The organism is Oscillospiraceae bacterium (assembly GCA_009780275.1).
Taxonomy (GTDB): domain Bacteria; phylum Bacillota; class Clostridia; order Oscillospirales; family UBA929; genus WRAI01.
This window is the reverse complement of sequence record WRAI01000003.1, coordinates 39,850-53,843: the sequence shown is the minus strand read 5'-3', so window position 1 is coordinate 53,843 and position 13,994 is coordinate 39,850. Positions and strand designations below refer to the sequence as shown.

Genomic DNA, 13,994 nt, shown 5'->3' with positions numbered 1-13,994 from the left:
ATGAGGCTAAATGTAGTAGACTTAAGATATAAAATTTCGGGGGGTTGTCCATGAAAACCTACTATATCACTACGCCTGCCTACTACACATCCGGTGAATTTCACATCGGCAACGCCTATCCTTCACTCATTTGTGATGCCATGGCGCGTTATAAACGTATGCAGGGCTTTGATGTCATGTTTTTAACAGGTACGGATGAGCATGGCCAAAAAGTCCAAATTGCGGCGCAAGAGGCCGGACTTTCGCCCAAGCAGTTTGTTGACGGTCTTGTTGATAATGCTAAGGACTTATGGACGCTGCTCGGCATTTCTTATGACAAATTCGTGCGCACCACCGACGACTATCATGAGAAGACCGTGCAGGCGATTTTTCAGATACTATATGACCAGGGCGACATCTATAAAGGCGTTTACGAAGGCTGGTACTGCACGCCCTGCGAATCATTTTGGTCTGATTCACAGTTAGACAACAGCACTTGCCCCGATTGCAAGCGCAGTGTTGCCCGCTCGACCGAAGAAAATTATTTCTTCCGCATGAGCAAATATACACAACGGCTCATCGATCATATCGAGGCAAATCCTGACTTCATTCAACCTGCAAGTCGCCGCAATGAAATGCTCAACAACTTCCTCAAACCGGGGTTGGAAGACCTCTGCGTATCGCGCACGGCTTTCGATTGGGGCGTCAAAGTGCCGTTTGATCCCGCGCACGTCATTTACGTTTGGATTGACGCACTGCCCAATTATATCTCGGGGCTGGGTTTTTTTAACGAGCAAGAGGATAACACACGTTATTGGCCGGCCGATGTGCATCTTGTTGGCAAGGAAATTGTGCGTTTTCATACGCTGATTTGGCCGGCAACATTGATGGCGTTGGGCCTGCCATTGCCAAAGCAGGTTTACGGTCACGGCTGGTGGACGGCCGAGGGGCAAAAAATGAGTAAATCATTCGGCAATGTTGTTTACCCGCGTATGTATACCGAAAAATATGGCGTTGATGCCTTGCGCTATTTTCTGTTGCGTGAAATTCCCGCCGGGCAGGACGGTGACTTTTCGCACAGACGGTTTGTCGAGCGGTACAACGGTGATTTGGCAAACGATTTGGGCAATTTGCTGTCACGCACGGTGGCGATGACGGTAAAGTATTTGGGGGGCAAAGTAGCTGGGCAAGTTGATCCGGAAATTGCAGAATTTATCAAAGAAATCAACATTGCATATTGTTCGCAAATGGATGCCTTCAACATTCCCGCTGCTATGGTGGAAGTGTGGAGATTGATCGGACGCATGAACAAGTACATTGACGAAACGCAACCTTGGATTTTGGGCAAAGATGAGAGTAAAAAAGACGAGTTGGCAGTTGTATTGGCATCGTTGTGTGAGGCTTTATGTGTTGTTGGTTCTCGAATTGAGCCTTTTATGCCTAAAACATCAAAAAAAATATTTGAACAAATTGAGTTGGTTGCCTTTGGTAACACAAGCCCAATAAAGTTCATCGTCCGGCCCGGCGAGGCGTTATTCCCACGCATTGATGTGGCAACCGATATGTCGCCGTTGGGGGTTATTGCATCCGTAGGGGACATCGTCCCCGATGTTCCGCGGGCGACCGAGGATTCGCCGGAAATCACCATCGACGATTTTGCTAAAATCGACCTACGCGTTGCCGAGGTGTTGGTATGCGAACCCGTCAAAAAATCAGACCGACTGTTGCGCTTGGAACTGGATATGGGCAATGGCGAGCGGCGGCAAGTTGTGTCGGGCATTGCGGCGTATTATCAACCCGACGAAGTTGTCGGCAAGCGCGTGATAGTTGTTAAAAACCTCAAAGCTGTCAAACTGCGCGGGGTAGAGTCGCAAGGTATGATTCTCTGTGCCGAGGAGGGCGATAAGGTGAAACTCGTTGAAGCGCCCGCAAGTATTCCGCCGGGCGGAGAAGTTCGTTAATGCTTGATCTACCTATCTTTCATTCGAGGGACGCCGGATATCGGCGTCCCTTTGGTGCATTGCCGCGTGGCACGGCGATGGATATTACTTTTATGCCGCCGCGAATTTGGGGGGCGTTGCGCGTTATGCTTGTTGCTGAAATTGAAGAAAGTGGCGAAGTTTTCGAAATTCAGCTCGAATGGCAGGAACATAAACGAGACCGCGATGTATATGTCGGCAGTCTGTCTACAAATGGCATTTTGGGGCTGGTGTGGTATCATTTTCGCATTGAGCGTGGGATAAACCCTCCTCTTTTCTATGGGCAACAAGCGCATTGCAAGGGCGGCGAGGGCTGTTTGTCAGATTTGCCGGTTGGCTATCAGCTCACGGTTTACGATGGCAAAGCATATATGCCGGATTGGTATGGCAAGGGCTTAACATATCATATTTTCGCAGATAGGTTTGCGCAAGGAAACGTCGCACCGGCGGGTGATTTTCCCCGCACCCTCCATACAAACTGGAACGCCACCCCAACATTCGCCCCTACCGAAGAGGGCATTGTGCTAAACAATGATTTCTTTGGCGGCAATCTTGCCGGCATTTTGGAAAAACTGGACTATATCGAATCGCTGGGTGTGAAGACTATTTTTCTCAGTCCAATTTTTGAGGCGGCATCCAATCATCGCTACGACACGGGCGATTATCTTAAAATAGACCCTCTGTTGGGTGATGAGGACGACTTTCAAGAACTCTGTAAGGTCTGCGAAACAAGGGGTATACGCGTCATGCTCGACGGCGTATTCAATCACGCTGGCTATGACAGCCGCTACTTCAACGGCTATAGCAATTACGACGAAGTCGGCGCATATCAGTCGAAAGACTCGCGTTATTTTGATTGGTTTCACTTTGACAACTGGCCGGACGAATATGCCAGCTGGTGGGGCATTTTGATTTTACCCAAACTCAATGTCAACAACCCTGATCTACGAAAATTTCTACTTGATGGCAAAGATTCCGTTGTGCGAAAATGGTTGAATTTAGGCGCATCAGGCTGGCGGTTAGATGTTGTTGACGAAGTGCCGGACGACTTTGTTGCACAGTTGCGCCGCTCAGCGCAGACGGAGAAAAAAGATGCTGTCGTCATCGGCGAAGTTTGGGAAGATGCAAGCAATAAAATCGCATACAGTGTGCGTCGCCGCTACTTTTGGGGCGATGAACTTGACGGTGTGATGAACTACCCCTTGCGCAACGCCTTGCTTGCCTATGTGCTGGGCGGCTCTGCGCATGACTTTGTTGCCGATATGGAATGTTTGCGCGAAAATTACCCGCGCTTTGCTTACTATAACCTCATGAACGCACTCGGTACACATGATACACCACGCATTCTGACTGTGCTGGGCAGTGACCCGACAGCATATCACGCAACCAAAGCTGAACGCGCTGATGTGAAATTATCGCCGCAGCAACGCGAATTGGCAATCAAACGGTTGAAAATTGCGACATTAATCTTGTATTGTTTCCCGGGCTCGCCGTGCTTGTATTACGGCGACGAAGCCGGCAGTGAGGGCTATGAAGATCCGCTCAATCGCCGTACATATCCGTGGGGTCGCGAGGATAACGAGCTGATTGCATGGCACCGCGAATTGGGCGAATTGCGCAACAAAAATGCCGCACTGCAAGAGGGCGGCATTGAGTATCATGACTGCACCGACAATGTGCTTTGTTTTACGCGGATGTTGGGAAGCAAGCACGTGACGGTGCGGGTGGATAATCGGACATATGAGTATTCTTATGAACATACAAGATTATAAGAAAATTGCCATTGTTGGCAGTCCCGGTAGTGGCAAGAGTTGGCTTTCTAAGAAAATTGCCGCATTGACGGGCTATCCGTTGCACCATTTGGACGTCGAGTTTTGGAAGCCCGGATGGGAGGGAGAAAACGCCCGGAGCAGAATGGATTGTGCATCAACGAGAGCTTATCAGCGGCGAACGGTGGATTATTGATGGCAATTATGGCAGCACAATAGAATTGCGGTTTGCGGCGGCAGAGGTGGTCATATTTTTAGATATAAACCGCTTTGTGTGTATGCTGTCGGTGGCGAAGAGAGTTGGCAAAAAGCGTTCCGACTTGCCGGAGTACCTCAAAGAGCGGGGCGTGTTTAGCAAAGAGTTTTTGACATTCTGCAAATGGATATGGGAATACCCAAAAACAAAGAAAAAAACAGTGATGGCTTTGCATAAGAAATACTCAGACAAACCGTTCTTGCGCGTTAAAACGAGGCGCGAGGTGCGGAGCCTGCTGGCGCAGTGGGGCGCATTTTGACAAATGTCAACATCAAAGATACAGTAGCTGTGTCTTAAATGAAAGGAGGAAAAATGCAATGACAAGAACTAAGTTGTGGAGGGCTTTCCATCGCTAAGTGGTATATGAAAATGATTTGCCACCCAGTAACCTCATAAAGCTATACCCGGTTGGTGCAGTTACAACCTCCAAACCACAGGGCCGACCCCACGAATCGCCAACGCTTTGCAACTACCCGCGCCCAGCAGTGCGTCCATGCCTGTGATATAACTATCCACCAAATCATTGGGCACAAATGCTTGAATGGTGCCTGCGAAGCCACCGCCGTGTACACGGCTTGCGCCGCGGCCTTGCAGCAAACTCTCGCTCAACGCCAATGCTAGCGCGACTTCCTGGTCGGCACTATCAGCATAGGTTGATACATTTTGTAAGTACATATAGGATGAATAACCCGACTCGTTAATCAACGCCAAAAACTTGTCGAAATTGCCGCTTTTCAGGGCATCGACCTGCCCATCAACTCGTTCGTTATCGGCGAAGAAGTGTATAGCACGCAGAACGGCGCGGTCGCCGCATTGCTTGCGGACGGCAGCGATATTAGCGTAAAAATCACACGGTGAAACTTCGCGCAAGACAGATTTCCCCAATGCTGCGGCAACAGATTTCATTTCGGTTGGAATAGCAGTATAATGCCCCGTCAGTTCAGCATGTGAGCCGCCTGCCATGGTGATGCACATGGCGTAGTTTGCTGCTGCAAGGTCAAAGTTGATTTGTTCAACAATGGGAGATTGTGTGTCTTTGAAATCAATGGCAACAATGCCGCCGCAAACGCTGCCCATCTGATCCAACAGTCCGCACGGCTTACCAAAATACTCGTTTTCAGCGTATTGCCCGGTTCTTGCCAGCGTTTTGCTGTCGATGGCATTGCCATTGTACAGTGTGTTGAAGATCGAACCAACTAAGACCTCAAATGCGGCGGAAGACGATAAGCCAGAGCCGCTTGTGACGTCACTGGTTGTGTATGCCACAAATCCGCCAATGTTGTGGCATAATGACTGCAATCGAGATGCGATGCCGCGAATAAGAGCAGTAGAGTGGCCGTATTCGTTCTGCTGTATCGATAAATCGCCTAAGTCAACGCGATTTTCGGCATGGCCTTTTGATTGAATGCGAATCAGCGGCTGTTCATGCGCCGAAACGATAGCAAGCACATCAAGATTGACTGCACCTGTCAGCACTTTGCCGTGATTGTGGTCGGTGTGATTCCCCCCGATTTCGGTGCGCCCTGGTGCCGTGACAATGATGATGTTATCACGGTCGCCGTAGAACGCTTTGAATTGGTCGAGCGCGTCAATGTAACGCTCGCGCTGTCCATCGGATAAGTTGCCGTACAGTGCCTGGATTTTTTTGTCAAACTGCCCGTTTTCGAAGGCTTTTTTCCATTCCCGTAAAGTTGCCATACTATGCTATTTCCCCACAAAGCAGGCTTTGCGGGGCCCCCTTTTTGATTTTATCGGCGGACGGGGAGGCAAAGCCAACCCTGCCGCAATTGACGCCGGACTTCCGGCGACGATATAATGAAATTAGTATAGCACAGCACAGGGACGGGGTCAACCCGCCCGTTCAAACAAGAAGCCGCTCTACTCGACCACAAACTCAATCATCACATATTCCGTAGTGGGATACCTGGAATGCATGAATATCCACATTTCGCGCCCGTCCTCATAACGTGCCACATCAAAAAAGGTGCCATATCCAAAATCAATCTCGGAGCGGTTTTCCAACGTGAAAGACATGCCGGTTCGGCTCTCCTCGGGCTGACCGTAAAGCACAACATTTTGGCTGGCATAACCATGAGCAATTTGTCAAGGGCATTTTTACAATTTCCCCGATATTCGTATTATAGGCATGGCAAAAGCCCCATAGGGTAGGGCTTGTAGTTGAAAATATGCCTACTCACGGCTTGATTTGGTTGTTAGTTTGTCGCGCAGTTTCTGCTTATTTTGAATATCAATTTGTGGTTTTATGAATCGTTATAGTTCGCAAAGTAAATGGATTGTGATTTACTTTCCTTTCGGGCGTTCTTCTCTAAGTCTAATAACCTCTTTATATGAACAACATCTTCTTCACAGGGATTGTATATGCCCACCGGCGCTCGTCCATTGCATATATTATTGAATTGTTTTCCAAGTATCGTTATGGTTCTACCCGGTTCGCAATCGGGATATTTCTTCATGCAGTAATTGCAATCCTCACAACGGAAAAGATTATTCTGAAGCACGCTACCCAATTCTTCTTTTTCAGCTGTTTCTCTATATGTGTTCAAATGATTCAAGTGGGGAATTATAAGTAATTTTCCTTTATCAAAATTCACATAACAAATAACTTTGCCTTTACAACTGGATTTCCATGAAGTTATTGAAATAACTGTTGGTGACATTTTATTCGTCCGTAAATAATCGACAAAATCCAGTGCTATTTCTTTCATTTCGCCGCCAAAACACTCGGAAATTACATCCTCGATTTTAGGCTTGCTTTTCATTTCTTTTAAGTCCTTATTAGATATGGACATAATCTTTTTTTCAGACATTTATGTTTCTCCTTTTTTCGGTTTCCTCATATTCAAAATATAAACTTGGCACATTCGTTAGTGTAGCCGTTCATGGTATAGCTAATGTCGCTATCCACGCCATGAGTATACCACGCAATCGCCCAAAAATCAAGATTTCTCATGCGTTTCGCTCTCGAATATTGCGCTCGATTGCAGCATTTTGCAAAACGTCTCCGACACCATGCCCTCCGTATCCGGCGCATTCTTCATAATAAGTGAAACACACGCGATAGACGGTCTGTACATGACGACGATAGATTGCCTCTTTGTCTGTACACAACAAATTGCAGCCGTTGAGGCGGAGACCACGCTCTTCGCCGTTGACGGTCATGGTAAACAACAAAGAATCACCTCCCTTGCTTATAATACAATTGAATGGGGCGGAATGTTGAATGATAAAAGCAAAATTTCACAAACGAAAACAAGAGTATATAAGAGATTTAACGAGCATAAACGACTTTGCAAAAGATATATCAAAAACACTTGACAAGCATAGGGCATTTGTGATATGCTACGCAAGCATAAAAAAATAACAAACAAATTGAGGAGGCTCTCGCAATGAGCACGACCATGGCAAGAAAAGAGAACGTCACGCGTGAATGGCTGATTCTTGATGCGGCCGGCGTTTCGCTGGGGCACACCGCGGCCAAAGCGGCAACACTGCTGCGCGGCAAACATAAGCCGGAATACACCCCGCACGTAGACGTTGGCGATTTTGTAATCATCATCAACGCATCGCAAGCCGTTTTGACCGGCAAAAAGCCCGAGCAAAAAATCTACTACCGTCACAGCGGTTACGTTGGCGGTCTGAAAGCAACGAAATATCGTCTGCTGATGGAAAAAAATTCACCGCTGGCAATGCGTTTGGCCGTCAAAGGCATGATGCCGCGCAATGCGTTGTCGCATAAGGCGTTAACGCGCTTGCGTATCTTCGCGGATGCAACGCATACCCACGAAGCACAACAACCCGTACTCTACGCAGGAGGTGCTAAATAATGTATCAAAGCAAGAAACCGTATTTCTACGGCACGGGACGACGCAAGTCGTCGGTCGCACGTGTTCATTTATTCCCGAACGGCACGGGCGAAATTACCATTAACGGTCGTGATATCGACGATTATTTTGGTTTAGAAACCTTGAAAATGATTGTGCGCCAACCGTTGTTGGCTACCAGCACAGTCGGTCGCGTTGACTTGCGTATTACCGTCGTTGGCGGCGGTGTAACGGGTCAAGCAGGTGCCATCCGCCACGGTGTCAGCCGTGCGCTGTTGCTGGTGAATGATGAGTATCGTGCCATTCTCAAACAAGCCGGTTTCCTCACCCGCGACCCGCGTATGAAAGAGCGCAAGAAGTACGGTCTTAAAGCCGCACGCCGCGCACCGCAGTTCAGCAAACGTTAATTTTATCGCTATTGGGCGGCAAATCTGCCGCCCTTTTTTTGTTCAAAGGAGCGCATTATGGATACTATCACCGCCGAACAGCTTAACGCATTGCCGCGTGACGGTTATATTATGGTTGACGTCAAAGAGATTCATGATGATTTGCCGCCGAAACGGGACGTTGGCGACAACATCCCTTACATTTTATATTGTCGGCGTGGTGAAATTAGCGCAAAAATTGCCGAGGAGTGGCGCGAAAAGGGTTACAACGCCGTGCATTTAGAGGGCGGCTATGCGCAATGGGTGTTATCGCGTGTACAGGTGGATAATCGTGTCAAGATCGAGGAAAGTATCCGCAAAAAATTTCATAAGCAGATTTTCAGTAAGTTCACCAAGGCAATCAAGGCATATCAGCTTGTGCAAGAGGGCGACCACATTGCCGTCTGCATTTCGGGAGGCAAAGATTCCATGCTGATGGCGAAATTGCTGCAAGAGCTGCAACGCCATCGCCAAGTGTCGTTTTCGCTGACGTTTTTAGTCATGGATCCCGGTTATGCGCCTGAAAACCGCGCCTTGATTGAACGCAATGCCGCCAATTTAGGCGTGCCGATAGAAGTGTTTGAAACCGATATTTTCGATAGTGTAGCAAATGTTGAAAAATCGCCGTGCTATTTGTGTGCGCGGATGCGGCGCGGGCATTTGTACGCCGAGGCGCAAAATCGCGGTTGCAACAAAATCGCGCTGGGACATCATTATGACGATGTGATTGAAACCATCTTAATGGGTATGCTCTACGGCTCACAGGTGCAGACTATGATGCCCAAGCTGAAAAGCAAAAATTTTGAGGACATGGAGCTGATTCGCCCGATGTATTTGGTGCGCGAGCGCGATATCAAGCACTTTCAGCGCTATCACGATTTGCATTTTTTGCAGTGCGCTTGCCGATTGACCGACTCGTGCAGTCTTGACGGCGCAATGTTTTCCAAGCGCACAGAAATTAAGCAGTTGATTCAAGAATTAAAGAAAACCAACCCCGATGTGGAGTGTAATATTTTTAACAGTGTGGAAAATGTGCATTTGGGGTCGATTATTTCGTATAAAAGGAAAGATGGCGAAGTTGTGCATTTTTTAGATGATTATTGAGTATATGTTTTGTTTTTTGCCGAACCGATCTATTTCATCTTCAACAACATACCCTAGCGATTCAAGCAACCGTCGTGAGCGCATATTTTCCGTTTGTGTTTCCGAAACAACGCGATTTAGCCTCAATTCCTGCCCACAAAATGCAAGCAATGACTTTACTGTTTCCTTTGCGTAACCGTGTCCCCAGTACGCTGGCATAAACAGGAATGAGACTTCCATGTCTGCTGGATTATGGTGTGGGGCAATCATCACAAGTCCAATGGCAGTATTCGATTCTCGCAATCGTACAGTAAACGGATATTCGTTTGCCTCCTGTATTGACTTTCGCCACCCGTTTAGGGCTGTTTCCAAGGGACGAACGCCGCCTAGATATTGCCGCGCGTCTTGGCTTATTGCCAAGGGCGTTAGTTCTTCAAAATCAACTTCACTCAATGGAATCAACGCACATCGTTCGGTCAATATTGTTTTCATTGGCCCAGACCTTGATAGATGATACGCCCGTCAGCTGCTTTCAGCAACCGATTCATAACCGCTTCACCTAGATCGTCTTGTGAAAAACTTTGGCAATAAATCGCGTCTAATTCCTGCTCATCAAATGCACGCAAAATTGCGTATAAATTCTGCGCCAGTTCGGTGATAACATAGTCGTTGGCTTGTAATAAACCGACACGTTTGCCGTCGCACCTTGCGTTGGCAACCATGCGTTCAAAAAACGCCACATCACCTTGCACGATGGTCATTGGTGCTTGTGGTGCATAGTGTTTATACTTCATGCCGGGCGACTTTGGTACATTTGCTGTGTCGCCGGAAACTTCCACGCGCCCAATTACCGCCTCAATCGCCGCCCGTGTTACGCCGCCGGGGCGCAGAATCGTGGGAACGCTTGCGGTGCAGTCGATGACAGTAGATTCTAACCCGACTTGACAACTGCCGCCGTCAACAATGCCTGCAATGGTATCACCAAAATCATCAGCAACGTGTTGTGCCGTTGTAGGGCTGGGTTTGCCCGATATATTAGCACTCGGCGCGGCAAGCGGCAACCCCGTTTCGCGCAGCAATTCAAGCGCGATAGGGTGTGATGGAATGCGCACGCCAACCGTTTGTAAACCTGCTGTTACAAGCGAAGACAAGCTATCGTGCTTGGGCAAAATAATCGTCAACGCGCCCGGCCAAAATGCCGCCATCAATTGCCGCGCAACGTCGGGAATGGCCACGGCAACTGTCGGCAGCTGCGATTCGTCGGCGATATGCACAATCAGCGGATTGTCGCCGGGTCTGCCCTTGGCGGCGAAAATTTTGCCGACAGCAATGTCGGAAGTTGCATCAGCACCTAAGCCGTAGACGGTTTCGGTCGGAAATGCGACAACTTGTTGCGCGCGCAGGAGTTGTGTTGCTTGCGGGATTGTGATATTTAAAGTATTCTGTTTCATGTTAATCTTCGGGATTCCAAAACTCAACAAGTACAATGGCACCGTCGTAACCGCTCAAAGATACAGTAAAATATCGAGCAATGCCGCTCTCGTCAACAAAGGAAATTCCTCTTTGAGGGATTGTGCTCCACGGAATGCCATGGACGACAAAGGGTGTTTCGGGCGTGAGGTAATCGAGTGTATATAATGTACCGGCATCATAGAGTCGAACGTAATCGTCATGGGTAAATAAAATTTCAATATACCTAAACATACTGACGGTTGAACTTGTTGCGATGACAGTCGGATTTATATCTGGTTGTGCACTATCTGCACGGGGGTCGGCAAATTCGACAAATGAATCATAAGACAGCAAAAGTGACTCTGTTCCTTCACTTGAAGTAATCGGATGCGGTGTTTGTGGGGGCAGCTCAGGTGTTTGCTCAGGTTCGATTGATGGCGAGGGCGTGGGTAACAGTATTTCGTTTGATGTTTCTTGCGGTGTTTCCGTGGGTATCGGCAGATTTGCATCATCGCCCGCGTTCGACGAACACCCAACGACCAAACAAAATAATAGCAGCACACCCAAAAATAAAGCCATTTTTTTCATACCAGCACCTCTTTTATAACCATTGTACAAGAGATAGAAATGTATGTCAAGACAAGGCTTGTCTTTTGCTGTGAGATTTGGTATACTGGCACTATAATAGGGAGGTGTGTGCCATGAAATTCAAGTTATGGAATATCGGCTACGCCCTTTCGATTTGGGCGGTTCAACTTGTTTTGGGGATTGCATTTTATTTTGCGGCAGGGATGCTTACTCTTGCGTTGGGTTTTGGTTTTGGCTTGGAGTGGTACGGCGCGACTATAATATTTATTCTTTTAATGCTTGCATTTCACGTTCTCACTGCAATGTTCTATGGCAGGAAGTTCACCCGCCCCGAGTCCGCATTTTGGCGGCAGTTCCCCTTTGCTGTGCCTGTGATAATTTTTTTCCTTATCGAACTTAATCGCGGGATTGCTGTTGCTGATGTAGATTTTATGTAGATTTTTGCGCGGGGTGGGGTTTTTAAGCTTATACTCATGGCTTTGCCGCTTGTTAGCGGACTGATTGTAGCGTACGTCGGGCGCAATAAATACCCTCAAGCACCATTCGGCAAAACTTTGCCCATTATTACCGCCGCCGTTGTCGTTGCAACGCTTGCGGTTCACTTTACAAGGAGTTATCTATGAGCAAACAAACTTATGACAATCAAGCCATATCGGCACTCAAAGGTGCCGAGCGTGTTCGCAAACGTCCCGGCGTTATTTTCGGCTCAGATGGGCTGGAAGGTTGTCAGCACGCCGTTTTTGAGATTTTATCGAACTCCATTGACGAGGCACGCGAGGGTCGCGGCAAAGTCATTGCTGTTACACGCTTTGAAGACCACTCCATTGAGGTTGAAGATGCCGGTAGTGGTTGCCCTGTCGACTACAATGAAAAAGAGGGGCGTTATAACTGGGAACTTGTCTTTTGTGAACTCTACGCCGGGGGAAAGTATCACAATGCCGAGGGCGGCAGCTATGAATATTCGCTGGGACTCAACGGTTTAGGCTCTTGTGCTACACAGTATGCGTCGGAATATATGGATGTTACCGTTTGGCGCGATATGCAGGAGTACACGTTGCGTTTTGAACGCGGCGAAAATGTTGGCGGGTTGCAAAGCAAGCCGCTGGAACGCAAGAAAACCGGCACACGAATCCGCTGGAAACCCGATCTCGACGTCTTTACCGACATCGCCGTCTCTGCTGAGTATTTTGCTGATATGCTCAAACGCCAAGCTGTTGTCAACAGCGGCGTGACATTTCGCTTTCGCAACCAAGTAGGCGGCAAATTTGAAACGACCGATTTCATTTACACCAACGGCATTGCTGACTATATTGCTGAACTGGTGGGACAAACGGATGAAGAACCGGGCGAAAAACTCAATCCCATCTCGTTCTGGCAAACTGAACGCAAAGGCCGTGACCGTGCCGACAAGCCGGAATACAAGGTCAAACTCTCCTGTGCATTCTGCTTTTCGCAAACCATTAGCCATATCGAACATTACCACAATTCTTCATGGCTGGCGCATGGCGGTTCGCCCGACAAGGCATTGCGTTCGGCGTTCGTGTCGGCGTTAGACGGATTTTGCAAGCAAGAGGGAAAATACACTAAAAATGAGTCAAAAATCACTTTCCAAGATGTTGCCGACTGCCTTGTTTTCGTCAGTAACAATTTTTCAACGGCAACTTCTTACGAAAACCAAACCAAAAAGGCCATCAACAATAAGTTCATCCAAGAGGCGATGACTGATTTCCTCAAACAAAATTGGGAGATTTACTGCCTGGAAAACAAGCAGGACGCATTACGTATCGCTGACCAAGTGCTGATTAACAAACGCAGTCGTGAGCGTGCCGAAGAAACACGGCTGGGCATCAAAAAGAAACTGTCGGGCGGGCTGGATATTCAAAACCGTGTGCAAAAATTTGTCGATTGTCGTAGCCGGGATGTGTCGCAGCGTGAGCTGTACATTGTCGAGGGTGACAGTGCATTGGGCGCTTGTAAAATGGCGCGTGATGCTGACTTTCAAGCAATTATGCCCATTCGCGGTAAGATTTTGAACTGTCTGAAAGAAGACTATGCTAAAATTTTTAAGAGTGAGATTATTACCGATCTGCTCAAAGTATTGGGCTGCGGTGTCGAAATCAAAAGCAAGCAAAAAGACCTGCCCACCTTTGATTTGGGTGCGTTGCGGTGGGGCAAAGTGATTATCTGCACCGATGCCGATGTTGATGGATTCCACATTCGTACGATGGTGCTTGCCATGCTGTACCGCCTTGTGCCGACGCTGATTAACGAGGGGTTGGTTTATATTGCACTGAGTCCGCTGTTTGAAATTAACACCAAGGACAAGACGCTGTTTGCATACAGTGATGAGGACTTGACCGAAATATTAAAAGATATCGGCAACCAGAAGTATACGATTCAGCGCTCCAAAGGTTTGGGCGAAAATGAGCCGGACATGATGAATTTAACGACAATGAATCCTGCTACACGGCGATTGATTCGCGTCATGCCGGAAGAGGCAGAGGCAATGGCGAATGTGTTTGACTTATTATTGGGCAAGAATTTGGCGGGACGGAAAGAGCATATCGCTCAATATGGGGGGCAGTATTTGGCGGAGATTGAAGTGTCGTAAATCGAGGTAG

16 protein-coding genes are annotated in these 13,994 nt (G+C 47.9%); 9 read left to right on the top strand and 7 right to left on the bottom strand.

Annotated features, from left to right (window positions below; translation table 11 throughout):
- Positions 1-50: 50 nt before the first annotated feature.
- Genes metG through FWE06_01615 form a run of 4 tightly spaced genes read left to right on the top strand, consistent with a single transcriptional unit; the run spans position 51 to position 4,242 of the window.
- Entirely contained in the window at positions 51-1,940 is a 1,890-nt protein-coding gene (gene metG / locus FWE06_01630) for a methionine--tRNA ligase (GenBank protein ID MCL2545880.1), read from the top strand.
- Complete coding sequence (locus FWE06_01625) at positions 1,940-3,730, top strand: glycoside hydrolase family 13 protein (protein MCL2545879.1); 1,791 nt, start codon at positions 1,940-1,942, stop codon at positions 3,728-3,730. Before metG ends, FWE06_01625 begins: the two co-directional genes overlap by 1 nt.
- On the top strand, positions 3,711-3,923 hold the full coding sequence (locus tag FWE06_01620) for a hypothetical protein (protein MCL2545878.1): 213 nt from the start codon (positions 3,711-3,713) through the stop codon (positions 3,921-3,923). Before FWE06_01625 ends, FWE06_01620 begins: the two co-directional genes overlap by 20 nt.
- The gene (locus FWE06_01615; protein MCL2545877.1) at positions 3,880-4,242 is read left to right on the top strand and encodes a hypothetical protein; all 363 of its coding nucleotides are present in this window, start codon (positions 3,880-3,882) and stop codon (positions 4,240-4,242) included. The genes FWE06_01620 and FWE06_01615 overlap by 44 nt, the downstream gene beginning before the upstream one ends.
- A 158-nt stretch (positions 4,243-4,400) precedes the next feature.
- Here the strand turns inward: FWE06_01615 and FWE06_01610 are convergent, their stop codons facing one another.
- From FWE06_01610 to FWE06_01595, 4 genes are all read right to left on the bottom strand, one after another.
- Positions 4,401-5,681 carry a galactokinase gene (locus tag FWE06_01610; GenBank protein ID MCL2545876.1) on the bottom strand — a complete coding sequence of 427 codons (1,281 nt, stop codon included), beginning with the start codon at positions 5,679-5,681 and terminating at the stop codon, positions 4,401-4,403.
- 180 nt (positions 5,682-5,861) lie between these two features.
- Positions 5,862-6,017: a hypothetical protein gene (locus tag FWE06_01605; GenBank protein MCL2545875.1), complete on the bottom strand. Its 156-nt coding sequence runs from the start codon at positions 6,015-6,017 to the stop codon at positions 5,862-5,864.
- 227 nt (positions 6,018-6,244) lie between these two features.
- Positions 6,245-6,811 (bottom strand): hypothetical protein, encoded by a 567-nt coding sequence (locus FWE06_01600; protein ID MCL2545874.1) that lies wholly within the window; start codon positions 6,809-6,811, stop codon positions 6,245-6,247.
- Positions 6,812-6,950: 139 nt separating this feature from the next.
- Positions 6,951-7,175 (bottom strand): hypothetical protein, encoded by a 225-nt coding sequence (locus tag FWE06_01595; protein ID MCL2545873.1) that lies wholly within the window; start codon positions 7,173-7,175, stop codon positions 6,951-6,953.
- A 215-nt stretch (positions 7,176-7,390) separates the two neighbouring features.
- Between FWE06_01595 and rplM the strand changes: the two genes are divergently transcribed.
- From rplM to FWE06_01580, 3 genes are read left to right on the top strand one after another with little or no spacing between them, the layout of a single operon-like run.
- Positions 7,391-7,828, top strand: a complete 438-nt coding sequence (rplM, locus tag FWE06_01590) for a 50S ribosomal protein L13 (protein MCL2545872.1) — start codon at positions 7,391-7,393, stop codon at positions 7,826-7,828.
- Positions 7,828-8,232 carry a 30S ribosomal protein S9 gene (gene rpsI / locus FWE06_01585; protein MCL2545871.1) on the top strand — a complete coding sequence of 135 codons (405 nt, stop codon included), beginning with the start codon at positions 7,828-7,830 and terminating at the stop codon, positions 8,230-8,232. The genes rplM and rpsI overlap by 1 nt, the downstream gene beginning before the upstream one ends.
- 57 nt (positions 8,233-8,289) lie before the next feature.
- Positions 8,290-9,354 (top strand): ATPase, encoded by a 1,065-nt coding sequence (locus FWE06_01580; GenBank protein MCL2545870.1) that lies wholly within the window; start codon positions 8,290-8,292, stop codon positions 9,352-9,354.
- Here FWE06_01580 and FWE06_01575 read toward each other — a convergent pair.
- The 3 genes from FWE06_01575 to FWE06_01565 are packed head-to-tail and all read right to left on the bottom strand — an operon-like array spanning position 9,340 to position 11,373.
- Positions 9,340-9,825 (bottom strand): GNAT family N-acetyltransferase, encoded by a 486-nt coding sequence (locus FWE06_01575; protein MCL2545869.1) that lies wholly within the window; start codon positions 9,823-9,825, stop codon positions 9,340-9,342. The two genes, FWE06_01580 and FWE06_01575, sit on opposite strands and share 15 nt — an antisense overlap.
- Positions 9,822-10,784, bottom strand: a complete 963-nt coding sequence (locus FWE06_01570; GenBank protein ID MCL2545868.1) for an L-threonylcarbamoyladenylate synthase — start codon at positions 10,782-10,784, stop codon at positions 9,822-9,824. The genes FWE06_01575 and FWE06_01570 overlap by 4 nt, the downstream gene beginning before the upstream one ends.
- A 1-nt stretch (position 10,785) precedes the next feature.
- Positions 10,786-11,373, bottom strand: a complete 588-nt coding sequence (locus tag FWE06_01565) for a hypothetical protein (GenBank protein MCL2545867.1) — start codon at positions 11,371-11,373, stop codon at positions 10,786-10,788.
- A gap of 113 nt (positions 11,374-11,486) precedes the next feature.
- On the opposite strand from FWE06_01565, the gene FWE06_01560 reads away from it, so the two are divergent.
- Both FWE06_01560 and FWE06_01555 read left to right on the top strand, forming a co-directional pair.
- Positions 11,487-11,810, top strand: a complete 324-nt coding sequence (locus FWE06_01560; protein ID MCL2545866.1) for a hypothetical protein — start codon at positions 11,487-11,489, stop codon at positions 11,808-11,810.
- A gap of 182 nt (positions 11,811-11,992) precedes the next feature.
- On the top strand, positions 11,993-13,984 hold the full coding sequence (locus FWE06_01555; GenBank protein ID MCL2545865.1) for a toprim domain-containing protein: 1,992 nt from the start codon (positions 11,993-11,995) through the stop codon (positions 13,982-13,984).
- The last annotated feature ends 10 nt before the right edge of the window (positions 13,985-13,994 follow it).

Bases quoted from the DNA above. Each gene is read 5' to 3' on its own strand.
- FWE06_01555 (MCL2545865.1), top strand. From the start codon at position 11,993: ATGAGCAAACAAACTTATGACAATCAAGCCATATCGGCACTCAAAGGT.
- FWE06_01605 (MCL2545875.1), bottom strand. From the start codon at position 6,017: ATGTCTTTCACGTTGGAAAACCGCTCCGAGATTGATTTTGGATATGGC.
- FWE06_01575 (MCL2545869.1), bottom strand. From the start codon at position 9,825: ATGAAAACAATATTGACCGAACGATGTGCGTTGATTCCATTGAGTGAA.
- FWE06_01625 (MCL2545879.1), top strand. From the start codon at position 1,940: ATGCTTGATCTACCTATCTTTCATTCGAGGGACGCCGGATATCGGCGT.
- FWE06_01600 (MCL2545874.1), bottom strand. From the start codon at position 6,811: ATGTCTGAAAAAAAGATTATGTCCATATCTAATAAGGACTTAAAAGAA.
- FWE06_01620 (MCL2545878.1), top strand. From the start codon at position 3,711: ATGAACATACAAGATTATAAGAAAATTGCCATTGTTGGCAGTCCCGGT.
- metG (MCL2545880.1), top strand. From the start codon at position 51: ATGAAAACCTACTATATCACTACGCCTGCCTACTACACATCCGGTGAA.
- rplM (MCL2545872.1), top strand. From the start codon at position 7,391: ATGAGCACGACCATGGCAAGAAAAGAGAACGTCACGCGTGAATGGCTG.
- FWE06_01610 (MCL2545876.1), bottom strand. From the start codon at position 5,681: ATGGCAACTTTACGGGAATGGAAAAAAGCCTTCGAAAACGGGCAGTTT.
- FWE06_01565 (MCL2545867.1), bottom strand. From the start codon at position 11,373: ATGAAAAAAATGGCTTTATTTTTGGGTGTGCTGCTATTATTTTGTTTG.
- FWE06_01570 (MCL2545868.1), bottom strand. From the start codon at position 10,784: ATGAAACAGAATACTTTAAATATCACAATCCCGCAAGCAACACAACTC.
- FWE06_01560 (MCL2545866.1), top strand. From the start codon at position 11,487: ATGAAATTCAAGTTATGGAATATCGGCTACGCCCTTTCGATTTGGGCG.
- FWE06_01580 (MCL2545870.1), top strand. From the start codon at position 8,290: ATGGATACTATCACCGCCGAACAGCTTAACGCATTGCCGCGTGACGGT.
- rpsI (MCL2545871.1), top strand. From the start codon at position 7,828: ATGTATCAAAGCAAGAAACCGTATTTCTACGGCACGGGACGACGCAAG.